The following is a 25,669-nucleotide window of genomic DNA, read 5'->3' as shown; positions in this document are numbered from 1 at the left end:
TTATACCCCTTCCCAGGCACCCGCCCTCCGGGGCCCTAAAAGCCGAGTTGGGTAGGCAGCCAGGTGCTGAGGCCGGGTACGAGGGTGACGATCAGCAGGGCCACCAGCATGGCCACGAAGAAGGGGAGGAGGGGGCGGACCACTTTCTGGATGGTGGTGCCGGCCACGCCCACTCCGACGAACAGCACCGAACCGACCGGGGGAGTACACAGCCCGATACAGAGGTTGAGGATCATGATGATGCCGAAGTGGACCGGATCGATGCCGATCTGGACGGCCACGGGCAGGAAGATGGGCGTGAAGATGAGCACCGCCGGGGTCATGTCCATGAATACCCCGACGAAGAGCAGGATCAGGTTGATGATGATCATGATCACGAAGGGGTTATCGCTGGTCGCCAGCAGGAAGGTGGTGATGTCCTGGGGGATGTTCTCAAAGGCCATGATCCACGACATGGAGATCGAGGTGGCGATGAGGATCATCACGATGGAGGTGGTGCCGATGGCGCTGAGGAAGATCTGCGGCAATTCGCGCACCCTTACTTCCCCATAGACGAAGGAGAGCCCGAGGCAGTAGAGCACGGCCGCGGCCGAGGCTTCCGTAGCGGTGAATACCCCTACGACGATACCGCCGATAACGATGATGAGCAGCAGCAGGCTGGGCAGGGCGCGGATGAAGGTGCGCCCCACCTCCCGGATTGAGAAGCTGCCCCGGAGGGTATAGCCCTTGCGTTTGGCCATGATGGCCGCCACGACCATGAGCAGGAAGCCGACGAGCAGTCCGGGAATGTAGCCTGCCAGGAAGAGGGCCGCAATGCTGACGCCGCCGCTGGCCAGGCTGTATACGATAAGGATGTTGCTGGGCGGGATGATCAGCCCCGTGGTCGAAGAGGTGATGTTGACCGCCGCGGCGAATTCCTTGCTGTAGCCTTCCTTTTCCATGGCCTTGCCCACGGTGCCCCCGATAGCGGAAGCCGCCGCGGCCGCCGATCCGGCGATGGCCCCGAAGAGCATGGCGGCGATGATGTTGACGTGGGCCAGTCCGCCGGGCAGGCTGCCCACCAGGGAGCGGGCGAAGGCGATGAGCCGGCGGGCGATGCCCCCCTGGTTCATGATCTGTCCGGCGAGAATAAAGAAGGGAATGGCCAGCAGACCAAAGCTGTCGAGCCCCGTGGCGGTCTGCTGGGCCACCGTGGTCAGGGCCGGCAGGGTGGGGATGCTGGCCAGCATGGTGACGGTGGCGCTGATGCCGATGCACCAGGCGATGGGCATGCCCAGGCCGATGAGGACGACGAAGGTGAGGACGAGGATGGCAACTTCCATCAGTTGGATTTAAAGTCGTGAAGGCGGTAGTAAATGATGAGCAGGCCGCTGATGGGGACCACCAGGTAGATCAGCGACATGGGCAGTCCGAGGGCCGGGGACGTCTGCCCCAGTTCGGCCGTCAGCAATACGAGCCGGGTACCCCCCACCACCATTACCCCGAAAGCGAAGAGGATGATGAGGGCCGCGATCAGCTTGACCGGCTTGTTCTTGAGCAGGTCGATCGAGAGGTGCATGTTCTGCCCGCTGGCGTAAGCCGCGCCCAGGATGCCGATCCAGATCAACAGGAAGCGGGCCAATTCTTCGGACCAGCTGGCCTGGTCGCCCATCACGTAGCGGGTAAATACCCCCCAAATCACGTCTACGGTCATGATGGCCAGCATCAGGGCCAGCGATCCGCCAAGTATTCTATCTACACTATCCTTCATTCTCGGGGGCCATTGCAATGATTCGTTCAATAAGGGAGTAGATCGCCGGCTGGTCCCGGTAGCTTTCCAGGATCGGGGCGGTCTGCTCGATAAAGGGGCCCTTGTCGGGGCGGATGATCTCCACTCCGGCGGCCTCCACGGCCTCGAGGGCTTCCAGTTCGGCTTCCTGCCACACTTCCCGCTGGTAGACTACGGCCTCGTCGGCCGCTTCCTGCAGCCATTCCCGTTGTTGCGGCGTCAGCCGTTCCCAGGCTCCGGTGCCGATGATCAGCACGTCGGGGGTGGCGGTGTGCTCGTCGAGGGTATAGTACTTGCATACCTCGTAGTGGCGGCTGGTGTAGAAGCTGGGCGGGTTGTTTTCCGCTCCGTCGACCACCCCCTGCTGGAGGGCGGTGTAGAGTTCGCCGTAGGAAATCGGGGTGGGGGATCCTCCGAGTGCCTTGACCAGGTTGATGGCCGTAGCGCTGAGCTGGACGCGGATCTTGGTACCCTTCAGATCATCCGGGGTGTGTACGGGACGGTCCTTGGTGTAGAAGGAGCGCTGGCCGGCGTCGAAGTAGACCAGGCCCCGCAGGCGGAACTGTTCGCTGGTGGTGAGCACCTCGCGGCCCAGTTCGCTGTCCTGGAACTGATAGACGTGCTCGCGGTCGCGGAAGAGATAGGGGAGGGAAAGGACGGTGGCTTCCGGGGAGAAATTCTCCAGCACGGCCGCTGATACCTTGGTCATGGCCAGGCTGCCGATCTGCAGCAGTTCCAGGGCCTGCCGTTCGGTGCCGAGTTGCTGGTTGGGGTAGATGGCGATGGTGAGTTCCCCGTTGGATTTCTCCGCCAGCCGCTCGGCCATGAATTCCATGCCCAGGTGTACGGGGTGGCCGGTGTCCAGACCGTGCGCGAGCCGCAGCACCCGGGTTTGCCCTTCTTCTCCGCAGCCGGTCAGCAACAGGAGAAGAAGGGCGGGTAAAACACGTAAAGGGGTGATCATTTTCTGAGTTCTTTTGCGTCGGAAAGGGCCTGCCGCACGGCGGCCGTCAGTTCGTCGAACTTCCTTTCCTTCAGCACTTCGTTGCCGATGAGCTGGGAGCCAAGGCCTACGCAGACGGCTCCGGCGCTGTACCAGCCGCGGAGGTTGTCCACCTCGGTGGTGACCCCGCCGGTGGGCATGATGCTGGTCCAGGGCTGGGGACCGCGTACCGACTTAATGAATTCCGGGCCGTAGACGCTGCCCGGGAACAGCTTGACGATCTCGCAACCCAACTCCTCGGCGCGGCCGATCTCGGTGAGGGTAGCGCAGCCCGGCAGGTAGGCCACCTTGCGGCGGTTACACACCAGGGCAATGTCCTCCCGAAGGGAAGCTGAAACGATGAAGCTGGCGCCGAGCTGGAGAAAGAGAGCGGCGGTAGCCGCGTCGTTTACCGAGCCCACGCCGATGACCATTTCGGGCAGTTCCTTGCGGGCGTAAACGTTGAGCTCCCGAAACACCTCGTGGGCGAAGTCGCCCCGGTTGGTGAATTCGAGCAGGCGGCCGCCGGCGTCGTAGCAGGCGCGGAGGACTTCCTTGCCCAGGGCGGCGTCGGGGTGGTAGAAAAGTGGCATGATGCCCTGGTCGTGGATGACCGAGAGGGTCTGGAGGCGGGTGTGGGTAGCCATAGGGGATTATCGTAATCAAAAGACGGGAGCCACCCGACCTGGGCGGCTCCCGGGAAGTAAGATAGGATTAACGGGCTACGCGGCCGGAGCCGTCGCCCTCAATGAGTTTGGTTACTTCGTCGACGGTGACCAGGTTGGCATCGCCGTAGATGGTGTGCTTCAGGCAGGAAGCGCCTACGGCAAAATCCAGGGCCTTCTGCTTGTCGTCCTTGTAGGTGAGGAGGCCGTAGATCAGGGCGGACATAAAGCTGTCGCCGCCCCCGACGCGGTCCACGATGTCGGTGATCTGGTAGGTCTGGGTTTCATAGAGCTTCTCACCGTCGTAAAGGACGCCGGACCAGCTGTTGTGGCTGGCGCTGATCGAGCCCCGCAGGGTTGTGATGGTCATCTTGCAGCGGGGGAAGCGGTTCATAAGTTCCTTGAGGACGGGCAGGTAGGCCTTGCCGTCCATTTCACCACCGGCGGTAACGTCCACCTCTTCGGGGTGGAGGCCGAAGTGCTTCTCGGCGTCCTCCTCGTTACCAAGGATAACGTCGCAGCCCTCTACCAGGGCGGGCATTACTTCCCGCGGATCCTTGCCGTACTTCCAGAGCTTGGCGCGGTAGTTGAGGTCGGTGGACACGGGTACTCCGAGGCGGTTGGCCGCCTGGATGGCTTCATGGCAGGCGTCGGCGGCACCCTGCGAAAGGGCCGGGGTGATGCCTGTCCAGTGGAACCAGTCGGCGTCCTTGAGCACCTCATCCCAGTCGACCATTCCCTTCTCGATGGTGGCCATGCCGGAGTAGGCGCGGTCGTAGACCACCTTGCTGCCGCGTTGTACTGCACCCATTTCCAGGAAGTAAATGCCGAGGCGTTCTCCGCCGCGGACGATGTGGTCGGTGTGGACGCCCCGCTTGCGGAGTTCCATCAGGGCGCAGTCGCCGATGTCGTTGTTGGGCAGCCGGGTGACGAAGTGGGCGTCCAGTCCGAAATTGGCCAGGGCCACGGCTACGTTACTTTCACCGCCGCCGTAGACGACATCGAAGCTGGCGGCCTGGGAAAACCGCAGGTGGCCGGGAGGGGTGAGGCGGAGCATGATTTCTCCGAAGGTGACAACTTTCATGCAGGGAAATTGAAATAGTTTTTGGCGTTGTGGTAGCAGATGTTCTCGATCAACTGGCCGATGAATTTACGATCGTCGGGCAATAGTCCCCGTTCAATATCCTGGCCGAACATATTGCAGAGCAGGCGGCGGAAGTATTCGTGGCGGGGGAAGGAGAGGAAGGAGCGGCTGTCGGTGAGCATGCCCACGAAGCGGCTCAGCAGTCCCATATTCGACAGCACGTTCATTTGCTTTTCCATCCCGTCGAGCTGGTCGAGGAACCACCAGGCCGAGCCGAACTGCATCTTGCCGGCCACGCTGCCGTCATTGAAGTTGCCCACCATAGTGGCCATCACCTCGTTGTCGGCGGGATTGAGGTTGTAAACGATGGTCCGGGCCAGCTGGTCGCTGTTGTCCAGGGTGTTGAGCAGCCGGGCCAGGCCGCGGGCCTGGGAGAAGTCGCCGATGCTGTCCACGCCGGCATCGGCGCCGAGGTTGCGCAGGATGCGGTCGTTGTTGTTGCGCAGGGCACCGAGGTGAAACTGCTGCGCCCAGTCGCGGCGGTGGTATTCGCGGCAGAGTTCAACGAGGAGGGCCGTCTGGAATTTCCGGGCCTCCTCCGCGCTCACCGCCCCCCCGGAACGGCGACTGGCAAAAGTGGTGCGGATCTCCCCGTCGGTGTAGCTCACGTCGTAGAGCTCGTTCAGGCCGTGGTCGGAGATGCGGCAGCCCAGGTCGTGGAAGTAGGCGATGCGGTCGTGGAGGGCCTCCAGCAGGTCATCGTAGCTGTGGATCTCCCGGTCGGCTGCCCGGGCCAGCTGGTCCATGTATTCATTATAGCCCTCGGCGGCGATGAGGATGGACTTGTCGGGACGGAAACCCGGCAGCACCTGGCAGCTGAAGGGGTCGGCCTTGATCCGTTGGTGGTGCTCCAGGCGGTCGGTGGGGTCGTCCGTAGTACAGATCACCTTCACGTTCATCTTGTCGACCAGGGAGCGTACCGAGAAGTCGGGTCCCTGCAGCATTTCGGAGCAGCGGTCGTAGATGGCGTCGGCGTTGTCGGGGCCCAGGATGCTGTCCACCCCGAAATACCGGTCCAGCTCCATCAGCGACCAGTGGTACAGCGGGTTGCGCATGGTGTAGGGCAGGGTAGCGGCCCAGTTGCGGTGCTTCTCCCGGTCGCTGGCCGAGCCGGTGATGCCGTCTTCGGAGATGCCGTTGGCCCGCATCGCCCGCCATTTGTAGTGGTCGCCCCGCAACCAGATGTCGGTCAGGTTGGCGAAGCGGTGGTCACTGGCCAGTTGCTCGGGCGGCAGGTGGCAGTGGTAATCGATAATGGGCGCGCCGGCGGCGTAACCGTGGTAGAGTTCCTGGGCGGCGTCGGATTCCAACAGGAAGTTTTCCGCGACAATCGGGTTTTGCATGCAATCGGTTGACTTTACTCGGGCAATATAGGAATACCTAGGGGAGTAGAGCGGGTAACCGGCCACAACTTTCTCGGTGTTACGAATTGCAGGCCAAATGTTATATCGGGTTCCGGCGGCTATACCTCATTATACATCACCTCCAGGTTCAGGTCGCGCAGCCGCTCCCCGAACCGCCATTCCGGGGCCTGGGGGATGGTGGTGGTTTTCCGCTGCAGGGCTTCCAGGGAGGTGCCGCTGCGCTTTTCCTTTTTTACGTAGGAGCGCAGTGCCCTGAGGTAATTTTCGAAGGATTTTACGTCGGCGAGGCTGCCGGTGACGGGGTAGGACTCGGCGGCGTGGCCAAAGAGGAATACCGTGTCGCGGTCAAAGGTCTTGCGGATTTTCCGCAGCACGGTGATCCAGTGGGTCATGTTGCCGCCGGCGGCGGGGTCGATGTAGGGGTAGCGGCGGTTGAACAGCAGGTCGCCCAGGTGGGCTACGTTGGCGTTCTCGAAGTGGATCACCGCGTCCCCGCCGGTATGGGCCGCGCCGAAGTGGCGGGCGGTCACGGTTTCCTGTCCACCCGGCAGGGCCATCGTCCACTCATCGGCGAACGTGGTGTCGGGCAGGGGCACGGCCTCGCCTTCCGTCCGCTTCGCTTCATTTTCGCTCAGGTTCTGCCGGGCGCGTTCGTGGCTCACGTAGGCGCGGGCCAGGGGAGCCACTACGCCGTTGCCGCCGGTGTGGTCGCCGTGGTGGTGGGTGTTGATGAGCAGGTCGAGCTCCTTGTAGGCGTCAAATACTTCCGTAAGAAACGTGGACGCCTGTTCCGGAAACTGGGAATCGACGACCACTCCTCCGACGCCTCCTTCCGGGCGGTAAAAGCCGATGGTTCCGCCCCGGTCGGTGAAGTACCCCACCTGGTTGCGGATCAGCCGTACTTCCGGGGCGGCCCAGCGGGTGCGCGCCAGCAGGGGAGTAAAAGGGGTAGTCAGCGCGAGGGCCCCGGCGGTGGTCAGGAAGCGGCGGCGTTGCATAGGATTACAATTTACCGAAAAGGTACGCCGGGCACTGGTAACCCGGGGCGGCGGGGCGCGGGTGCCGCGTGACGTGCCGATCCGGTGTAATTTGTAGACTGCTAGCTTACCTTCCCATGGAACGACCACGACTCACTACCCGTCGCCTGCTGCTCAGCCCTCCGGCCCTGGGTGATGCCGCCGCCGTGATCAATTTGGCCAACGATCCCCTGATCGCGGAATTTACCCTCTCGGTCCCCTATCCCTATACCGAAGCCGATCTGGTGGGGTGGCTGCAGGCCGTGGAGACCGGGTGGAATGACGGCACCGCCCTGGTATTTGCCATTCGGGACCCGGCTACGGAGGAATTCATGGGCGCCGCGGGCCTCCACCTTCATCCCCGTTACGGCCATGCCGAACTTGGATTCTGGATGGGGCGCCCCTTTCGCGGCAGGGGATACGTCCGGGAAGCGGTCGCGGCCCTGATCGATTATGGATTCGAGCAGCTGCCCATACAGCGAATTCATGCCAACCACCGGGCCGACAACGAAGCTTCCGGACGCGTACTGCTGGCATCTGGCCTGGTCCGCGAGGCGCTTCTTGAACAGTTCTTCATCAAGGAGGGGCAAGCGTGGGACGTGGTACAGTACCGATTGCTGCGCCGGGAATGGGAAAGGGCAACAGGAACTAATTGAAACATTTTGTTTATTTTACCGTCTTGCGTATCTTGCGGTCATGACCATCAAGCTGATCCAGTGCGACGCCCTGCGTCCCGACCGCCGCGCCATTTCCCGTACCCTCGAGGACATCGCCGATGACCTTGACAGTAGCCTGGCTACCGAATACACGGACATTCTCCTGGCCGGCTCTCCGGTGGAGATTGAGGTGAGCTTCAACACCAGCAGCGCCTTCCGGGCCCTGCGGAAGCTCGACATCGAGTACGAGCTGGAGGAATAGGCCCGCCGGCGGGCCGACTTTCGGCTGCCCCCTACCTTTGTGGAAAACCATTGCCTGCTCTTCCGTCCGGGAGGGGTGGGTCATTGCCTATGGATAAAGTAAGAATCGACAAGTGGCTGTGGGCCGTCCGCATTTTCAAGAGCCGGACGCTGTCCGCCGACGTGATCAAGAAGGGCAAGGTGCGCCTGAACGGGGAGCCCGTAAAGCCGAGTTCCAACGTTACGGTGGGCGACCGGCTGCTGGTGCAGAAGGAAGGCTTCAACCTGGACCTGGAAGTGGTGAAGCTGCTCAACAAGCGGGTGGGCGCCCCCCTGGCCGTGACCTGCTACGTGAACCACACCACGGAGGAGGAGATGAACAAGTACAAGGACTGGTTCGTGGGCAAGACCCAGGGCGAGTTCCGCGAGAAGGGACTGGGCCGGCCCACCAAGCGGGAGCGGCGGGAGATTGAATCCTTCAAGGAGGACCAGCTCTGGGACGACGGTGATGAATAACCGCCAGGGGCGGCCGGGCCAGCTGGGTCCCGCGCCTTACCTTCGCAACCCACAATCCTTACTATGCCCAAAGCGGAACCCGTAGGCGTGATCGGGGCGGGTACCTTCGGTACCGCCATGGCCAATTTGCTGGCCCGCAACACGGACGTGCTCGTCTATAGCCGTAATCCGGAACTCACCGAGCGGCTGAACCGGGAGCGTTTCCGCTTCGGGGTACCCCTCAATGCGCGCATCCGCCTGGTGAACGACTTCGCCGAAGTGGCCGAGCGCTGCCAGCTGATCCTACCCATCGTGCCCTCGAACAACTTCCGGGACATGATGCAGAGCATCACCGAGCACCTGCGGCCGAGCCACGTGCTGATCCACGGCACCAAGGGCCTCGACGTTACCGGCCTCGACGAGCGGCACATACCCACCACCGGCATCGACCGCAAGAACGTCCACACCATGACGGACGTGATCCGCCAGGAAAGCGTGGTGGTGAGGGTCGGCGCCCTCACCGGGCCCAACCTGGCGCGGGAGTTGCTCGACGGGCAGCCCTCCGCCTCGGTAATCGCCAGCAAGTTCGACGAGGTGATCGACCGGGCCAAGGTGGTCCTGAAATCCCGGCAGTTGCACGTCTTCGGTACCCACGACCTGCTGGGAGCCGAACTGGCCGGGGTGCTCAAGAACGTCATTGCCCTGGGGTCCGGCATCCTGAAGGGGGTGGGGCTGGGCAAAAACATCCAGGCCATGCTCATCACCCGCGGACTGGTGGAGATGGTCCACTTCGGCCAGGCGCTGGGCAGCGACAAGCGCGCCTTCTTTGGCACCGCCGGCATCGGCGACCTGATCGCCACGGCCACCTCCAAGAAAAGCCGCAACTACATGTTCGGCTACCGCATTGGCTCCGGCGAGAGCCTGGAGGAGGTGATGGCCACCAGCCAGGAACTGGCCGAGGGGGTACGCACCCTGATGATCACCCGCCATCTGGCCCGCAGCCTGCGGCTGCGGGTGCCGATCACCGAGATGCTGTACCAGATCGTCTTCGAGCAGTACCCGGTGGCGGAAGCCATGAACTACCTCATTACCTATCCCTACGACGTCGACGTCGATTTCCTTTAAGCCTCCTGCATGCAGCCCAAGACCTTTCTGCCCCACCTGATTGCCGTGGTCGTCTTCTACCTCACCGTGATCGTGCTCTTCCTGCCCCAGTTTCAGGGGGAGGGCCTGCAGCAGGGCGACATCGTCCAGTACCGGGGGGCTTCGCGGGAGCTGACCGAATTCCAGGAAGCTACCGGGGAGCGGACCAACTGGACCAACGCCATGTTCGGGGGCATGCCCACCTACCAGATCACCAAGGTGAGTGAGGGCAACCAGCTGAAGTACGCCAACCGCCTGTTTCGGGGTTTTCTGGGCGGACCGGCGGGCTACATCTTCAGCGGAATGCTGACCTTCTACCTGATGATGGTGTTGCTGGGCGTCAGCCCCTGGCTCAGTATTGCCGGGGCGGTGACGGCCGGCATCGCTACCAACAACATCGTGCTTTACGACGCTGGCCACGTGAGCAAGCTGGGCGTGATCATGTACCTGCCGCTGGTGGCCGCCGGGGTACTGCTGGCCTTCCGCCGCCGCTACCTGATCGGGGGGGCAATCTTTGCCCTGGGGATGGGGCTGGCCATTCTGGCCAACCACCCCCAGATGCTGTACTACTTCGGCCTTACCCTGCCTTTCCTGGGCGTGGCGGAATTGGTCCGCCACTTCCGGGCCGGCACCCTCGCCGTTTTTGCCCGGGCCATGGGCGTATTGCTCGTGGGACTGGCGCTGGCCGTAGGGGCCGGCGCCAGCAACCTGCTCACCACGGCGGAGTACCTGCCGCAGTCGATGCGGGGTGGGGCGGTGCTTTCTTCCACCTCCGAAGCCGATGGACCGGCCACCGGCAAAGCCGATCCCGACGGCGGACTCGATTATGGCTACGCCATGCAGTGGAGCAACGGCTTCAAGGATATGCTGGCCACCTACGCACCCCTGGCGGCCGGGGGCGGCAGTGGTCAGGAGATCGACCGCGACACCGACTTTGGCCAGGCCATGACCCGCTCGGGTTTCCGGGTGCCCGAAACTTTCCCCGCTCCCCTCTACCATGGCAGCCTGCCGTTTACGGAGGGGCCGATTTACCTAGGAGCGGTGGCGTGGGCGCTCTTCATCTTCGGCCTCTTCACCGCTTCCACCCCGGTGCGGATCTGGCTCACGGGGGGCACCCTCTTCATTTTCCTGCTGAGCCTCGGCAGCAACGGCGGCTGGATCAACCGCTTCCTGTTCGATAACCTGCCCCTGCTTAACAACTTCCGGACGCCGAACTCCGCCCTCAGTGTGTCCACCTTTTTAATGGTCGCCCTGGGCGTCCTGGGCCTCCACCGCTGGTGGGAACTGAAGCAAGCGGAATCCACTTTCGCGGGGATCCAGCTCAAGCGGGCCGGATTTACCGCTGCTGGGCTGGGTCTCCTCGTGGTCGTCCTGGGCATGACCCTCGACTTCAGCGCCCCCCAGGACGCCGCCCAGATCGCGCGTTTCACCGGAGGGCAGGGCGACGTAAACCAGCTGGTCGGTGCCCTGGAAGCTACCCGGGCGGACGTCTACTACACCGATGCCCTGCGCAGTCTGCTTTTCGTCGGACTCACCTTCGGGCTGCTGTACCTGCTCTGGAAAGGAACCCTGGGCTTCACCTGGGCGGCCCTGGCCATCGGACTGCTGGGACTGGTGGACTTTGTCGGCGTGAACGGACGCTACCTGACCCACGACGATTTCCAGCCCGCCCGCGCCATCACGAACGCCGTGCAGCCCAGTCCGGCGGACCAACAGATCCTCCAGGACCCCGACCCTAACTACCGGGTACTCAACCTGTCGCGGCCGCTCGACCAGGATGCCTTCACCAGCTATTTCCACAAGAGCCTGGGCGGGTACTCGGCCGTAAAAATGCGGCGCTACCAGGACCTGATCGACGGCTACCTGGCCCCCCGCGACATGGACGTCATCAACATGCTGAACACCAAGTACTTCCTGGTTCCGGGGGAAAATGGTGAGCTTTCGGCCCAGCGCAATCCCGACGCCTTCGGCAACGCCTGGCTGGTGGACGACATCCGGTTCGTCGAGGGCCCCGATGCCGAGTTTGCCGCCCTGGGCGAGGTGGAGGACCTGCGGAGCACGGCTATTGTCGACAATTCCTTTGCACCCGCGCTCGCCGCCCTCGATCCAACGGGGCAGGGGAGCATCGAGCTGACCAGCTATCAGCCCAATGAACTGCAGTACCGTTTCAATTCGCCCTCGGAGCAGCTGGTTGTCTTCTCGGAGATCTGGTACGGTCCGGACCTCGGCTGGGAGGCCACTATCGACGGAACGGAAGCCGAGCTCATCCGGGCCAACTACGCCCTGCGGGCCCTGCGGGTACCGGCCGGCGAGCATACCATTACGATGCGTTTCGATCCGCGGAGTTACAGCATCGGGCGTACCATCTCGCTGATCTGCAGCGTTCTGATCCTGCTGGGCGTGGCAGCGGCCGGGTGGTACCGCTACCGCTCCGCTCCAGGACAAGACTGACCTCTATGAAAAGTAAGCTCATTTCCCTGCTGTTTCCCTCTCTGCTGATCCTGCTCGCGACCGGCTGCGAGGAAGAAGTGCTGACCCCGGCGACCGAATCGGCCCTGGAAACCTACTACCCCCTGGAGTTGAACCGGCCGGCCTACTACCGCGTCGACAGCATCGTGCTGACCCCCACGGTCTCCGGCATCCGCTACGACACCGCCCGGGTAGAAGCCCGGGAAACCCTGGTGGAAACCTTCGTCGGAGCCGACGGAGCCCTGGTCTTCCGCGGGGAACGGTGGGAGCGGGCCGACGAGAGCCAGAACTTCACCTTCAAGCAAACCTTCACCGTAACCCGGACGGCCACCGCCGTGGTGCGCAGCGAGGACAACCTCAGCTTCACTAAACTGGTGCTGCCCCTGCGGGATGGCGTGCGGTGGGACGGGCATACGGCCTTCGATGCTTCCCGCGACGTGGCCGTGGGGCCGGAATTCCTGGACGTCTACAACGGCTGGGCCTACCGCTACACAAACACCGGGGAGCAACTCACCCTGCCTACCGGCCTGCAACTCGACAGCGTGGTGACGGTCGACCAGGCCGCCATCGACAACCTGATCGACCTGCGGTCGGCCTACGAGCGCTACGCCCCCGGTCGCGGACTGGTGGAGCGCTTCCTGGACGCCCGCCACACCCAGTGCCGCGAATGCTGCAACGGGGACACCGCCTCGTGCATTGACCTGCCCTGGGACGAAAAGGCCGAGAAAGGGATCATCATCCACCAGCTGCTGTTGCGCCGGGAGTAGGGGCTACCACCTGGCCAACCCAACTACCATTTACATTGCTGGAATTGGCGCCCGAAGGCACCGTAGCGTAAACCCGCGCCCCCGTTCTGACGATAGGTTGGAGTACGGGGCAACCGGTGTCATCACGCTGGTGCCTCATAGTGCGGGCCTGCCAGATGGGAGCCACCTGTTCATCCAAACCCCGAGGACCCGGTAAAACCACCGGTGTGACGAAATGCGATATCCTATCCGCCCCGTAACTTTTGGGCCGCCGATGCCTTTTATTTACCTTAGCCAGCGAATTTTCGCTAAACGATCATGATATGACCAAACACTCCTCCCGACACATCCGCCGCGCCGCCGTGCTCGGCTCCGGCGTAATGGGCTCCGGGATCGCCTGTCACTTTGCCAACGTTGGCCTCGAGGTACTGATGCTCGACATCCTGCCCCGCGACATGGACGATACCGAAACCAACCCCGCCGTCCGCAATTCCGTAGCGACCCAAGCCCTGCAGACGGCCATCAAGTCGAAACCGGCCCCCTTGTACGACAAGGACTTCGCCAAGCGCATCACGGTGGGCAACTTCACCGATGATATGGACAAGCTGGCCGACTACGACTGGATCATCGAGGTGGTGGTCGAGCGGCTGGACATCAAGCAGAAGGTGCTCGGGCAGGTAGACAAGGTGAGGAAACCGGGCAGTCTGGTAACCACCAATACCTCGGGCATCCCCATCCGGATGATTCAGGAGGGGATGAGCGAAGATTTCCGCCAGCACTTCTGCGGCACCCACTTTTTTAACCCGGCGCGCTACCTGCGGCTGTTCGAAATCATTCCCGGCCCGGACACGAAGCAGGAGGTGCTCGACTTTTTCATGCACTACGGCGATCTCTACCTTGGCAAGACCACGGTAATGGCCAAGGATACCCCCGCCTTCATTGGCAACCGCATCGGGGTGTACAGCCTGTCGAAGAGTTATGCCCTGACCGACGAGCTGGGGCTGCGCATTGAAACGGTAGACAAACTGACCGGACCCGCCCTGGGCCGTCCCAAAACGGGCACCTTCCGCCTGGGCGACCTGGTGGGCCACGACACGGGGGCCCACGTCATGACGGGCATCCGCGAGAACGCCCCCGACGACGAGGCGGCGGCCGTGCTGGAAATTCCCCAATACTACCAGTTCCTGATCGACAACAACTTCCTGGGCAACAAGACCGGGCAGGGCTTCTACAAGAAAGTGCTCGACGAGGAGGGCAACCGCCAGATCCTCGGGCTGAACCTGAAAACCCTGGAATACGAGGCCCCCGCCCGCGAGGACCTGCCCAGCCTGAAAACCGCCAAGCAGATCGATGACCTGCCCCGGCGGGTGAAGGCCCTCTTCAGCGCCGAGGACCAGGGCGGCACCTTCGTGCGCCGCATGCTGGCCGGACTGTTCGCCTATTCGGCCAACCGCATCCCGGAGATCAGCGACAACCTGTACAGCATCGACGACGCCATGCGGGCCGGTTACGCCTGGAAGCTGGGCCCCTTCCAGTACTGGGATGCCGTAGGGCTGCAGGCCGGCATCGACGCGGCCGAAGCCGACGGGGCCACCATCCCCGCCTGGGTGAAGGAAATGCAGGCCGCCGGCCACGACAGCTTCTACAAGCGCGAAGGCGGCCAGCTGAAGTACTATGACCTCCAGTCGAAATCCTACCGCGTCAAGCCCGGTACCGAAGCCTTCATCATCCTGGACAACCTCCGGGACCAGAAGCCGGTCTACCAGAACAGCGAAGTCACCCTCCACGACATCGGCGACGGGGTGGCCTGCCTGGAGTTCACCAGTGCCTACAACAGCATCGGCGAAGGCGTGCTGCGCGGCTACCAGGAAGCCATCACCAAGCTCGAGGAAGAAGGCTGGCGGGGCATGGTGCTCGGCAACAACGCCGACAACTTCAGCGTGGGCGCCAATCTCATGATGATCGCCCAACTGGCCTACCAGCAGGAGTTCGAGGAGCTCAATATGGCCGTCAACCTTTTCCAGCAGAGCGTGATGCGGCTGCGCTACTCGGCCATTCCGGTAGTGGCCGCTACCCAGGGCTACGTCTTCGGCGGCGGCTGCGAGAGCGTTATGCACTGCGACGGAGCGGCTGTGGCGGCGGAGAGCTACATCGGACTGGTGGAAGCCGGCATCGGTGTCATCCCCGCGGGCGCGGGCACCAAGGAGTTTGCCCTGCGGACGAGCGACAGCTTCTTCGAGGGCGACGTGATGATCCCCACCCTCATCGAGCGTTTCAAGACCATCGCCATGGCCTCGGTATCGACCAGCGCCTACGAGGCCTACCACCACGGCTACCTCATCAAGGGCCGGGACAAGGTCGTCGTCAACAAGGACCGCAACCTCACCGAAGCCAAGCGGATGGTGCTGGACCTTGCCGACGACGGCTACACCATGCCGCAGCAGCGTGAGGACATCACCGTCCTCGGGCGCGGCGGCCTGGCGGCCCTCTACGCCGCCGCCAACGAACTGCGGCGGGGGCAGTACGCCAGCGAGCACGACATCAAGATCGCCAAGAAGATCGCCTGGGTGCTCTGCGGCGGCGACCTCACCGGCACCCAGCAGGTGAGCGAGCAGTACCTGCTGGACATCGAGCGGGAGGCCTTCCTGAGCCTGTGCGGCGAGCAGAAGACCCTGGAACGCATCCAGCACATGCTGCAAACCAACAAGCCCCTGCGGAACTAGCCACCCCAAACCAAAGAAGAAAATACCATGAAAGAAGCATATATCGTAAGTGGCCTGCGCAGCGCCGTTGGCAAAGCCGGCCGCGGTGGATTCCGGAATTTCCGCTCCGATGACCTGGCCGTACGGGTCATCCAGGCCCTGTTTGAACGCAACGACAAGATCGACCCCCAGGTCGTCGACGACGTCCTGGTGGGCTGCGCCAACCCGGAAGGGGAGCAGGGGCTGCAGGTCGGTCGCCAGATCAGCCTGCGCGCCCTCGGCAAGTCGGTCCCCGGCGTCACCGTGAACCGCTACTGCGCCAGTGGCCTGGAAACCATCGCCATGGCGGTGGCCAAGATCAAGGCCGGGATGGGCGAGTGTTTCGTGGCCGGCGGTGCCGAAAGCATGAGCCACATTCCCATGACGGGCTACAAGCTGGCCCCCAGCTACGAGGTGGCCAGCACCACGCCGGACTACGTCGTCAGCATGGGCATCACGGCCGAGGCCGTGGCCAGGAAGTACAACGTCAGCCGGGAGGACGCCGACCGCTTCGCGGTGCGCAGCCACGAACGGGCCGCGGCCGCCATCGACCAGGGGCTGTTCGCCGACGAAATCCTGCCCGTTGAGGTGGAAGAGGTGTTCGTCAAGGACGGCAAGCGGCAGACCAGCAGCCATACGGTGGCCGTCGACGAGGGCGTCCGCCGCTCGACCAGCATGGAGGCCCTGAGCAAGCTCCGCCCCGTATTCCAGCAGGGTGGGGTAGTGACGGCCGGAAACAGCAGCCAGACCAGCGACGGGGTAGCCTTCGTCATCGTGATGAGCGGCGAAATGGTGAAGCAACTGGGCCTCGAGCCCATCGCCCGCCTAGTGAGCTGCTCGGTTGGAGGCGTCGACCCGCTGTACATGGGCATCGGTCCCTGTGTGGCCATCCCGAAGGCCCTGCGGCAGGCCGGACTGCAGCTGAAGGACGTGGAGCTCGTGGAGCTAAACGAGGCCTTTGCTACCCAGTCCCTGGCCGTCATCCGCGAGATGGGCATAGACCCGGAGATCGTCAACGTCAACGGTGGTGCCATCGCCCTGGGCCACCCCCTGGGTTGTACGGGGGCGAAGCTGTCGATCCAGCTGCTTAATGAAATGAGGCGCCGCGACCTCCGCTACGGCATGGTCACCGCCTGCGTCGGCGGCGGACAGGGCATCGCTGGCATCTACGAACGGCTGTAGGAAACGTTAATTTCCGGAAAAAAGGGAGGGCAACCGCATGCGCGAATTGCCCGTTTCCCGGCTTTTCCACCATACGCAATTAGGCCGACGATACCCGCCGGGGCGCCATAAGACGCCCCGGCGGGTGGGCCGCGAAATAATACGTAGCGGGGGCGGAGTAGCCGCCTGGCCGCCAGGAGGCAACTTGCCCGGCGGAAGTGCGTTCTTGGCCGTATGATTAGCTTCTTCTTTGCGACGCTCGGATCCCTGTTTTCGGTGGTTAACCCCTTCGGGGCGGTACCTATGTACCTCACCCTGACCAACGATTATAGCAACGTGGAGCGGTCGCATACCGCCCGGCGGACGGCCCTGTACTTCATGGTGATCCTGGTGACCTTCTTCTTTGCCGGGTCGGTGATCCTGAACTTTTTCGGCATCTCCCTGAACGCCCTGCAGATCGCCGGCGGGCTCATCATCATCAACAGCGGTTACGGCCTGCTGAACAGCAAGTTCGAGCGCCGCCGCATCAGTCACCAGATCGAGGAGGAGGCCCAGGCCAAGGAGGACATCAGCTTCACCCCCATGGCCATGCCCATGCTTTCCGGTCCCGGCAGCATCTCCCTGCTGATCGGTCTTTCGGCCAGTGATCCGAGCTGGGAAGTGAGCGCCCTCATCGTTGGCGTCGTGGCCGTCATGGCCGTGCTGGTGTTCATCACCCTGCAGTATGCCCCCCTGTTGTTCCGCTTGCTGGGCCGCGCTGGTCTGAGCGCCCTTAGCTGCATCATGGGCTTTCTGGTGATGGCCATCGGCATCCAGCTGCTCATTTACGGGGTTGTCAGCCTGGTGGGCGACATCTGGCCCCAGGTGGAGCTGATGCGCAAGTAGGAGCGGCGGCGGAGCGCGGGTGCCGGGGAAAGCCGGGGAAGCCAGCACAAGCGGGCGCGTTCCGCTGTTGCTTACGGGAATACGTACTGAATATAACCCTGACCGTGAAGACCACTTTGATCCTGGGAGCCACGCCCAACCCCTCCCGTTTTGCTTACCTGGCCGCCGAACGCCTCGCCAACCGGGGCCACGAAATCATCCCGGTGGGCATCAAGAAAGGTCGCATCAAGGGCCGTGAGATCCTGAATGGCAAGCCCGACGTCCCGGAAATCGACACCGTGACCCTCTACATCGGCCCCCAGCACCAGCCCGAGTACTACGATTGGCTCCTGCGCGTGGCGCCCCGGCGCATCATCTTTAATCCGGGTACGGAAAACGCCGAACTGGTACGCCTGGCCCGGGAAGCGGGCATCGAGGTAGTGTACGGCTGTACCCTGGTAATGCTGGCCGGCGACAGCTACTGAAATGGGTATCCGACCCGCCCGGGGTGAACGCCGGGGGCAAAAGTGGGGTTACCCTAGTTAGCCATTCATTAGTATTTCCCATCAACCTTACGGGGCCGGCGGTGGCTGATTCCACCGGCAAATGCACTTTTATGACGAAAGCGAAAACGATTGCGGACCTCCAGCGCAAAAAGCCCTACGGCACCTTTGACAATATTGAAATCTGGCCGGGCAGGCCGTATCCCCTCGGTGCCACCTGGACGCCCAAGGGCACCAATTTCGCCGTCTTCAGCGAGGGCGCTACCCGTATGGACCTCTGCCTTTTCCGGCAGGATTCCCCCAATGAGGAAGCCTATCGCATCCAGATGATGGAACAGACCGACCAGGTCTGGCACTGCTACATCCCCAAACTGGAGACCGGGTGGCGCTACGGATTCCGCGCCCACGGCGACTGGAACCCCAAGGAAGGCAAGCTCTACAATGCCAACAAGCTGCTCATCGATCCCTACACCAAGGCCATCGACGGGACCATCGACTGGCACCCCGCCGTATTCCCTTACCCCATCCACGACGAAGACCCGGAGCGCTACCTGAAAATGGACGAGCAGGACAGCGCCCCTTACATCACCAAGGGGGTGGTGATCGACACCCGCTACGACTGGGAAGGCGACGTACGGCTGGAGCGCCCGATGCACGAAACGGTCATCTACGAGATGCACGTGAAGGGGCTGACCCAACAGCTGCCCGCCATCCCCGAAGAACTACGCGGCACCTACGCCGGTCTGGCCCATCCGGTGACCATCGAGTACCTGAAGAACCTGGGCATCACCGCCGTGGAGCTGATGCCGGTACACCACTTCGTCCAGGACAGCCACCTCATCGACAAGGGGCTGCGCAACTACTGGGGCTACAATTCCCAGTGCTTCTTCGCTCCCCACGCCGACTACGCTTCATCCGGGCGGGCCGGCGAGCAGGTCAAGGAGTTCAAGGACATGGTCAAGGCCCTGCACAAGGCCGGACTGGAGGTCATCCTCGACGTCGTCTACAACCACACCGCCGAAGGCAACCACTACGGTCCGATGCTGGGCATGAAGGGGCTGGACAACCAGGCCTACTACCGCCTCGTTGAGGACAGCAAGGAGTTCTACATGGACTATACCGGCACCGGCAATACGGTCAACATGGTCCACAACCGCTCCCTCCAGCTCGTGATGGACAGCCTGCGGTACTGGGTGACGGAAATGCACGTCGACGGGTTCCGCTTCGACCTGGCCAGCGCCCTGGCCCGCGGACTTTACGAGGTGGGCAAGCTGAGTACCTTCCTCGACACCATCCACCAGGACCCCATCATCAGCCAGGTGAAGCTCATCGCCGAACCCTGGGACGTCGGTCCCGGCGGCTACCAGGTGGGGGCCTTTCCCGTGCTCTGGTCGGAATGGAACGGAAAGTACCGCGACAGCGTCCGGGAGTTCTGGAAGGGCGACGCGGCCGGAGTAGCCGACCTGGCATACCGCCTTACGGGCAGCAGCGACCTCTACGAACTCAGCGGCCGGCGCCCGGCGGCGAGCATCAATTTCGTGACCGCCCACGACGGCTTTACCCTGCGCGACCTCTACAGCTACAACGAAAAGCACAACCTGGCCAACGGCGAGGAAAACAACGACGGAGAATCCCACAACAACAGCTGGAACTGCGGGGTGGAAGGGCCAACCGACGACCCGGAGATCCAGGCCCTTCGCCTGCGGATGCAGCGCAACCAACTGGCCACCCTCCTCTTCAGCCAGGGGGTACCAATGATCAGCATGGGCGACGAATACGGCCGCACCCAGATGGGCAACAACAACGCCTACTGCCAGGACAACCCCATCAGCTGGTTCGACTGGAACTGGGACAAGGATCAGAAGGAACTCCACGAATTCACCCGCTACCTGATTACCCTGCGGCGGGAAAACCCCGTTTTCCACCGCCGTCGTTTCTTCAGCGGCCTCAAGATCCAGGATACGGCCATCAGTGACATTCTGTGGCTGAACCCCGCCGGCCACGAAATGACGGAAGAAAACTGGGCCGACGGCAACCAGCGCAGCGTCGGCATGATCCTCAACGGCGAGGGCATGGACGAATACGACGAGCGCGGCCGGCGCATCAAGGACGATATCTTCCTCATGATCCTCAACGGCTACTGGGAAGGGGTGGAGTTCAACCTGCCGGGCGTACGGGAGTATACCCGCTGGGAATTGCTGGTGGATACCCACACCAGTAAAATTCCGCCACCGAAGGATTACCTCGCCGATGAGCCTTTCCTGCTGGGCCCCCGCAGTTTATACCTCTTCCGCCTCAAGCTGCGCGCCGCCAACCAAACCGAGGAAGGCAAACGCAAGGTGTCCATTGTGGAGCAGGTGCGTAAATTGCTGCAGATGATTCAGGAATAGCCCGATGCAGTTACTTACCCATACCCAGATCAACGCCAAGGTGACCCGCCTGGCGATGGAGATCCTTGAACGAAATACGGAGGAGAGCGAGCTCTACATCCTTGGCATCAACCGCCGGGGCATGGAGCTCGCCCACCGGCTGGAACAGGACCTGAGGAGGATATCCCAGGCACCCCTCCACCTCTGGAATTTGCGGATGGATCCGGCCGATCCGCTGGCCGCCGGTCCGGAACTTGACCACGACGTGGAGGAGCTGAACGGCAAGCCCGTGCTGGTCGTCGACGATGTAGCCAATACCGGGCGCACGCTCTTCTACGCCCTCGGTGCCCTCCACCGGGTGCTGCCCAGCAAGATTGAGGTTGCCGTCCTGGTGGACCGCCAGCACAAGAACTGGCCCATCTACGTCACCTACAGCGGCATGGTGTTGTCCACCACCCTCGGAGATAATATTGTCGTGGAATTCGGTGAGGAGGACCTTGCCGTCCTCCAGTAGCCCATCCTTTACCGTGCGCTAGCGCGCCCCGCCCGGCAGTTGCAGGGCAAGGGTCAGGTAGAAAGTGCGCGGGGCACTAGGGATGATGCCCGGTCCCGGGTAGCCGGTGGCCCGGCGGGTGAAATAGCTTTCGTTCATCAGGTTGTTGATGCCCGATTCCAGGGTCAGGAACCGCCAGCGGTAGCTCAGGCTGAGGTCCGCCACCCCGTAGGCCGGGATGCTGCCCACGATACCGCTCTGGTTGTCGGCCCGGTCCTGTTCGGCGTTGCTGGCGTCGGTGTACTGCCGCGACAGGTAGCTGTACTGCAGGGAGCCGAGCAGGTTGCCGTAGCCGAAGCGGAGGCCGGTCTTCAGGTTCAGCCGGGGAATAAACTCCACCCGATTGCCGGCTACCCCGGCAATTTCGGAATCGGTGTAGCGGGAGTCCGTCAGACTGGTGTTGGCGAACAGGGTGAGGGCATAGGGCTGGGATCCGTCGGCGGCCGTAGCGGGATCCAGGAGCCGCCATTCCACCAGGCTCTCCAGTCCGTACAGGAAGGCCGCACCGATGTTGCCGCGCCGGCGCACGATACGTCCGGTTTCCACTTCCTGGCCGTCGGCGTTGGTTCTCACCTCCGGGGTCAGCACTTCCCCAAGGCGGTTGCCGTAGCGTATGGCGAAGGTGTTGGCCGTGTAGGACCAGCGCCCCTTCCGCCCCCTCAGTCCGGCGTCGAGGGTATAGCCGCTCTCGTCGCGGATGTTGGGGTCGATCTGGAAACTGGGGTTCACCGTACGGATGTCGTTGAAGGTGACCGAGCGGTAGTTCTCGCTGACGTTGGCGAAAGCCTCCAGCCCTTCACTGTGACGGTAGCTCAGGCCCACCCCGAGCAGCAGCAGGTTGCGTTCGAATACCCGGTCGTCGGTGAAGGTTTCTTCGCGGATGGGGTTGCCGGCCAGGTCGAAGTCGAACCGGCGGTAGCTGCCCCGGCTTTCCGTGCGGATGTACTCGAAGCGGGCACCGGGGGTGACGCTGAAGCGGTCGGTCAGGTAGAAGATGTGCTCACCGAAGACGGCCACGTTCCGGTTCGGGAAGGTGAAGTCGGACTGGTTGGGGTAGCTCGGGAAGCGGTCGGTAGCGAGGCTGAAATCGGCGTCGCCCTCCGCGGTGCCTGGTCCCTGGATGGCAGCGTTGTTGGCGCGGTACACCTTGGTACCCAGCAGGGCGATGGCTTCCTGCTGCCCGATGCGGTAGCGGTGCAGAATCCGGGCCTCCGCGCCGTAGTTGCGGAACCGGCCGATGAGTAGGTCGCGGGGAGCGGTGAGGTCTTCGGTCTGGCTTACGCGATTGGTCCGGAAGCCCACCGCCCGCCGGCCGGCGTCGAGGCCGAAGACGTTCAGGCTGAAGTTGGTGCGGACACTGAAGCGGTGCTCGACCTTCAGGTTGTACAGCTGCCAGTCGACCGCGAACCAGTTGCGTTCCCGGTTGCTGCTGAAGGGGTCACGGTAAAACTGGGCGTCCGTCAGGCCTCCGGGCTGCTGGGCGAGGTAGTCCAGGTAGGTGTATTCGGCCGCGATCCTGGTATTGGGCAGGAAGGCGGGGGCAAAGTCGAGGTGGAGGAAGGCGTTGTGGGACTGGAAGCCGGAATTGGGCCGGAAGCCGTCGCCCCGCTTATAGTTGTAGAAGCCGTAGTAGCCCACAGGGCCCGTCTGCCCGCTCAGGCTGTTGAAGGAGGTGAACAGCCCGTTGGAGCCCACCGTCTGCCGGCTGTTGACCACGAACTGGCGGGTGCGTTCCGGCTCGCGGAACACGAAGTTGACCAGGCCACCGAACTGGGTGCCGTACTGCAGGCTGGCCGCCCCCCGGACGACCTCGATCCGGGCCAGGGCCTCGGCCGGAGGAGTGTAGTAGCTTTCGGGGTACCCCAGCACGTCGGCGCTGATGTCGTAGCCGTTCTGTCGGGTGTTGAAACTGGCCGACCGGCTGGGGTCGAGGCCGCGGCCGCCGATGTTCAGTTGCAGCCCCGCGTCGTCGTTTTCGTAAATATTAAGGCCGGATACCTCGCCGTAAATCTGCCGGGCCTGGTTGGTGGCCAGGTTCACGGTTAGGGCATCGAGGCTCACGACCTCAGTTTTGCGGCCGGCGTAGATGGCCGTACCCTCCACCGCCCGCAGCCGGGTCAGGGCCTCCCGCCGGCGGGCCTCGGCCACGATGGTTACCGAGCTCAGGTTCAGGCTCAGGGGCTGGAGTTCCAGCCGCAGGGAAGCTTCCTCACCAGTCACCGCAACCTGGCGAGTGGCAAACCCGATGGCAAAGACGGTCAGGGTAGCCGGCCCCGTAGCCGGCAGGGCCACCGCGGCCCGGCCGCCCGCGTCGGTGGTGAACAGCCGTGCGGTTTCGGCCACGAAGATCTCGGTGTCCGGGATCGCGGTCCCGGAAGTATCGGTTACTACCAGCCCAACGGTGCGCTGGCCGAAAAGACAGCTCCATCCCAGCAACAGGCACACCAGGAAAAGCAGGCGGTCAGAATCCATAGATCGTATCTTGAAAGGGCAGCAGCCATTGGTGTACGGGCGCGTCCCGGGAAACGGTGGTGAGGTCGACCCGGGGATCCACGTACCGCTGGCTGAGCCGCCCGTTGAGGGCCACGTAGCTGTCGACGTATACCGCCGGCCGGACGAAACCGCGGTTGCGGTATTCTTCCGCCAGGAAATGCCCGAACTCGAGTAGGAAATCGGGTTGGGAGGCCATTTGTTTCTCCTGGAAGACGGAAAGAAACTCCCGGTTGTCAACCACCGCCCGACGGTCGCTGTCAGCGTCCTCGATGCGGAAGGTGGCCAGGCCGGCCTTTTCCATCAGCATCACCCGCCAGGAGAAGCGGTAGCCGCTTTCGGTCCAGAAGAGCTCCCCAGGTTGCAGGAGATAGCGAAAGGGGAAGAGGAGGTGGAACAGCAGCAGGACCCCGATGGGCAGGAGCCGCCAGTCGCTGCTGGGCCGCGGCAGGGGGAAACGCACGGCGATGCGGGAACGGCCCCGCGCCAGCCAGCCCAGGATGCGCTCGTGGACTTCCGGACCGAAAAAGATCAGGGCGCTGACGATCATGATGTAGGGGAACATCCCGATCGGGAACAGCACCCGCGTAAGCACGTGGAAGACGACCACGAGTACGAAGGCCATTACCCGGGTTCTGCGCCACAGCAGCAGAAAGGGGATGGCCAGGTCGTACAGCGCCCCGCCCCAGGCGAAAGCAAAATGTACCCAGCGCTGTTGGAGCAGGTCGCCCAGCAGAGGCAGGTCGTAGCGGGCGGGCAGCCAGATGGCCAGGGGCTGGGCGTGCAGCAGCCAGTCGCTGTTGAGTTTGGCCAGGCCGGCGTAGAAGTACACTATGGCTACGAAAAGCTGGAGCGCCTGGATATATACCTTGTCCACCCGGCACCCGCGCGCCGCCGCCAGCCCCGCCGGAATGGGGATCCAGAACAGCAGCAGGGACAACAGGCTGATGAAGTAGTAGTGGTTGAGGTAGGTGGTCTTGTCCATCAGCTCGATGTAGGTGAAGCCGAGGAAAAAGACCGCCATGGCCAGGCGGTAGCGGTAACCCACCATGATGCAGGCCGCCGCGACGGCCACGAGGGCAAAGAGCAGGTAGGTCCAGGACCCAAGGGGCTTGACCCACTCGAAGTAGCGATAGGAGAAGAAAAAGTCGGGCTCCAGGTACAGTTTTTCGATCCAGCCATTCGCCCAGAAGCGCACAATGCTGAGCAGCATCATCAGGCCAAAGCCGAATCTAAAAACGACCAGGGGTGCCGCGCTAGTCTCCGTCCGCATCCACGTAGTCTACGTTGATCCCCAGGGCCTGCAGCATATCGACCTTGAGGAGAATGACGTTGGCCTGGAGGGCATCGTAGAGCTGCAGCAGTTCGGTATTGTTGGTAGTTACCTGGGTGGCCACGTCGGCATCGAGGCCGGAGGCGCGGTCCGCAGCGGCGATAAAGCCACTCTGGATGCGGGCACTCAGGGCTTGTCCTTCCCGCTCCACGCTGAGGGCGTCGAGGTAATCGGCCAGTCCGGGCTCACCATTGAAGAAATCACGCCCGGCACTCAAGCCTTCCAGGAACAGCTGCTTGCTCAGGCCACCGTGGTAGGGAGCTTCGGCCAGTTCCGGCCGCGGGCCGTTGGAGAACACCCCGGCCGGGATGCCCACCTTGCCGGCCCGCAGGTACTTCTCGTACCAGTAGATGAAGTCGTTCACGGTGCGGTCGACCGAAGCCGTCGCGCTGTTGCCCGAGGCCGCCACGTAGGCGTCGCGGTACCCGCCGGTGGTCCAGTCAGCCAGCGCCGCGGAAGACAGGCCGTGAATGCGGCGGCTGAGCTCCGCGATCGTGCCGCGGTGTTCCACCGGTGATTCGGTGCCGTAGAGTAGGAAGTCCAGGGCGGGGAAGCCCTGCACGTCGGTGTTCGAGGGAAGCTCCAGGGAACCGGTGTTGCCGGCCTTCAACCGGGCGGTATTGGTGGGGTAGATATTGAGCTGCTCGCGGAGGCGGTGGTCTTCGCCGGGGCCGGTCATGAAGGGGCTCAGTCGCTGCCAGCCCAGGTAGGCGGTGGCGAAGGCCGTGCGCACTTCGCTGAGGCTTTCGGCCGTAGGGGTGGCTTCGAAGGAGGTGGCGGCGGCCTGGAGATCGTCCGCGTCCCGGGTGAAATCTTCGAAGGCCGGGATGATGACGTCGTCGGCCCAGTGGGCGAGCATGGCCGCCCGGTCGAAACTGGCGGGGGCTAGGCTGGTGCCGGGGTCGGTTTCACAACCGGCGGCACTCACGGCAACGAGGAGCAGGAGGAGAAAGCGGATCATGGCAAA

General features: G+C 63.1%; 22 protein-coding genes. 12 read left to right on the top strand and 10 right to left on the bottom strand.

Going from position 1 to position 25,669, the window contains the following annotated elements; all coding sequences use genetic code 11:
• Positions 1 to 35: 35 nt before the first annotated feature.
• The 7 genes from CGL56_RS02470 to CGL56_RS02440 all read right to left on the bottom strand — a co-directional run bounded on the left by CGL56_RS02470 (position 36) and on the right by CGL56_RS02440 (position 6,921).
• Positions 36 to 1,322, bottom strand: coding sequence for a TRAP transporter large permease (locus tag CGL56_RS02470; RefSeq protein ID WP_209280256.1), 1,287 nt, complete (start codon positions 1,320 to 1,322; stop codon positions 36 to 38).
• Positions 1,322 to 1,750 (bottom strand): TRAP transporter small permease, encoded by a 429-nt coding sequence (locus CGL56_RS02465; protein WP_099104908.1) that lies wholly within the window; start codon positions 1,748 to 1,750, stop codon positions 1,322 to 1,324. Before CGL56_RS02465 ends, CGL56_RS02470 begins: the two co-directional genes overlap by 1 nt.
• A complete protein-coding gene (locus tag CGL56_RS02460) occupies positions 1,740 to 2,732 on the bottom strand; it encodes a TRAP transporter substrate-binding protein (RefSeq protein WP_099104907.1) in 993 nt (330 codons plus the stop codon). The genes CGL56_RS02465 and CGL56_RS02460 overlap by 11 nt, the downstream gene beginning before the upstream one ends.
• Positions 2,729 to 3,397, bottom strand: coding sequence for a bifunctional 4-hydroxy-2-oxoglutarate aldolase/2-dehydro-3-deoxy-phosphogluconate aldolase (locus CGL56_RS02455; protein WP_099104906.1), 669 nt, complete (start codon positions 3,395 to 3,397; stop codon positions 2,729 to 2,731). The genes CGL56_RS02460 and CGL56_RS02455 overlap by 4 nt, the downstream gene beginning before the upstream one ends.
• A gap of 67 nt (positions 3,398 to 3,464) precedes the next feature.
• Positions 3,465 to 4,499, bottom strand: a complete 1,035-nt coding sequence (locus CGL56_RS02450) for a sugar kinase (RefSeq protein ID WP_099104905.1) — start codon at positions 4,497 to 4,499, stop codon at positions 3,465 to 3,467.
• Positions 4,496 to 5,902, bottom strand: coding sequence for a glucuronate isomerase (gene uxaC / locus CGL56_RS02445; protein WP_099104904.1), 1,407 nt, complete (start codon positions 5,900 to 5,902; stop codon positions 4,496 to 4,498). The genes CGL56_RS02450 and uxaC overlap by 4 nt, the downstream gene beginning before the upstream one ends.
• A gap of 119 nt (positions 5,903 to 6,021) precedes the next feature.
• Positions 6,022 to 6,921: an MBL fold metallo-hydrolase gene (locus tag CGL56_RS02440; protein ID WP_099104903.1), complete on the bottom strand. Its 900-nt coding sequence runs from the start codon at positions 6,919 to 6,921 to the stop codon at positions 6,022 to 6,024.
• A 116-nt stretch (positions 6,922 to 7,037) separates the two neighbouring features.
• Between CGL56_RS02440 and CGL56_RS02435 the strand changes: the two genes are divergently transcribed.
• The 12 genes from CGL56_RS02435 to CGL56_RS02380 all read left to right on the top strand — a co-directional run bounded on the left by CGL56_RS02435 (position 7,038) and on the right by CGL56_RS02380 (position 20,840).
• The gene (locus CGL56_RS02435; protein ID WP_099104902.1) at positions 7,038 to 7,595 is read left to right on the top strand and encodes a GNAT family N-acetyltransferase; all 558 of its coding nucleotides are present in this window, start codon (positions 7,038 to 7,040) and stop codon (positions 7,593 to 7,595) included.
• A 40-nt stretch (positions 7,596 to 7,635) separates the two neighbouring features.
• Positions 7,636 to 7,857 (top strand): hypothetical protein, encoded by a 222-nt coding sequence (locus tag CGL56_RS02430; RefSeq protein WP_099104901.1) that lies wholly within the window; start codon positions 7,636 to 7,638, stop codon positions 7,855 to 7,857.
• 89 nt (positions 7,858 to 7,946) lie between these two features.
• The gene (locus CGL56_RS02425; RefSeq protein WP_099104900.1) at positions 7,947 to 8,351 is read left to right on the top strand and encodes an RNA-binding S4 domain-containing protein; all 405 of its coding nucleotides are present in this window, start codon (positions 7,947 to 7,949) and stop codon (positions 8,349 to 8,351) included.
• A gap of 63 nt (positions 8,352 to 8,414) precedes the next feature.
• A complete protein-coding gene (locus CGL56_RS02420) occupies positions 8,415 to 9,455 on the top strand; it encodes an NAD(P)H-dependent glycerol-3-phosphate dehydrogenase (protein WP_099104899.1) in 1,041 nt (346 codons plus the stop codon).
• Positions 9,456 to 9,464: 9 nt separating this feature from the next.
• On the top strand, positions 9,465 to 11,924 hold the full coding sequence (locus CGL56_RS02415; protein WP_099104898.1) for a YfhO family protein: 2,460 nt from the start codon (positions 9,465 to 9,467) through the stop codon (positions 11,922 to 11,924).
• A gap of 5 nt (positions 11,925 to 11,929) precedes the next feature.
• Complete coding sequence (locus CGL56_RS02410; RefSeq protein WP_099104897.1) at positions 11,930 to 12,709, top strand: hypothetical protein; 780 nt, start codon at positions 11,930 to 11,932, stop codon at positions 12,707 to 12,709.
• A gap of 302 nt (positions 12,710 to 13,011) precedes the next feature.
• Entirely contained in the window at positions 13,012 to 15,411 is a 2,400-nt protein-coding gene (locus CGL56_RS02405; RefSeq protein ID WP_099104896.1) for a 3-hydroxyacyl-CoA dehydrogenase/enoyl-CoA hydratase family protein, read from the top strand.
• A 27-nt stretch (positions 15,412 to 15,438) separates the two neighbouring features.
• A complete protein-coding gene (locus CGL56_RS02400) occupies positions 15,439 to 16,611 on the top strand; it encodes a thiolase family protein (RefSeq protein WP_099104895.1) in 1,173 nt (390 codons plus the stop codon).
• A 213-nt stretch (positions 16,612 to 16,824) separates the two neighbouring features.
• A complete protein-coding gene (locus CGL56_RS02395) occupies positions 16,825 to 17,475 on the top strand; it encodes a MarC family protein (protein WP_099104894.1) in 651 nt (216 codons plus the stop codon).
• Positions 17,476 to 17,579: 104 nt separating this feature from the next.
• Positions 17,580 to 17,939: a CoA-binding protein gene (locus CGL56_RS02390; RefSeq protein ID WP_099104893.1), complete on the top strand. Its 360-nt coding sequence runs from the start codon at positions 17,580 to 17,582 to the stop codon at positions 17,937 to 17,939.
• Between the two features lie 131 nt (positions 17,940 to 18,070).
• Positions 18,071 to 20,347, top strand: a complete 2,277-nt coding sequence (gene glgX / locus CGL56_RS02385; protein ID WP_099104892.1) for a glycogen debranching protein GlgX — start codon at positions 18,071 to 18,073, stop codon at positions 20,345 to 20,347.
• Between the two features lie 4 nt (positions 20,348 to 20,351).
• Positions 20,352 to 20,840, top strand: a complete 489-nt coding sequence (locus tag CGL56_RS02380; RefSeq protein ID WP_099104891.1) for a phosphoribosyltransferase family protein — start codon at positions 20,352 to 20,354, stop codon at positions 20,838 to 20,840.
• Between the two features lie 18 nt (positions 20,841 to 20,858).
• On the opposite strand, the gene CGL56_RS02375 is transcribed toward CGL56_RS02380, so the two are convergent.
• Genes CGL56_RS02375 through CGL56_RS02365 form a run of 3 tightly spaced genes read right to left on the bottom strand, consistent with a single transcriptional unit; the run spans position 20,859 to position 25,663 of the window.
• Entirely contained in the window at positions 20,859 to 23,351 is a 2,493-nt protein-coding gene (locus CGL56_RS02375; RefSeq protein WP_099104890.1) for a TonB-dependent receptor domain-containing protein, read from the bottom strand.
• On the bottom strand, positions 23,341 to 24,642 hold the full coding sequence (locus tag CGL56_RS02370) for an HTTM domain-containing protein (RefSeq protein ID WP_099104889.1): 1,302 nt from the start codon (positions 24,640 to 24,642) through the stop codon (positions 23,341 to 23,343). The genes CGL56_RS02375 and CGL56_RS02370 overlap by 11 nt, the downstream gene beginning before the upstream one ends.
• Positions 24,626 to 25,663 (bottom strand): imelysin family protein, encoded by a 1,038-nt coding sequence (locus CGL56_RS02365; RefSeq protein WP_099104888.1) that lies wholly within the window; start codon positions 25,661 to 25,663, stop codon positions 24,626 to 24,628. Before CGL56_RS02365 ends, CGL56_RS02370 begins: the two co-directional genes overlap by 17 nt.
• Between the last annotated feature and the right edge of the window lie 6 nt (positions 25,664 to 25,669).

Source organism: Neolewinella marina (assembly GCF_002631205.1).
GTDB classification, from domain to species: domain Bacteria; phylum Bacteroidota; class Bacteroidia; order Chitinophagales; family Saprospiraceae; genus Neolewinella; species Neolewinella marina.
The sequence above is the reverse complement of the archived record's forward strand: the minus strand, read 5'-3'. Positions and strand labels throughout refer to the sequence as shown.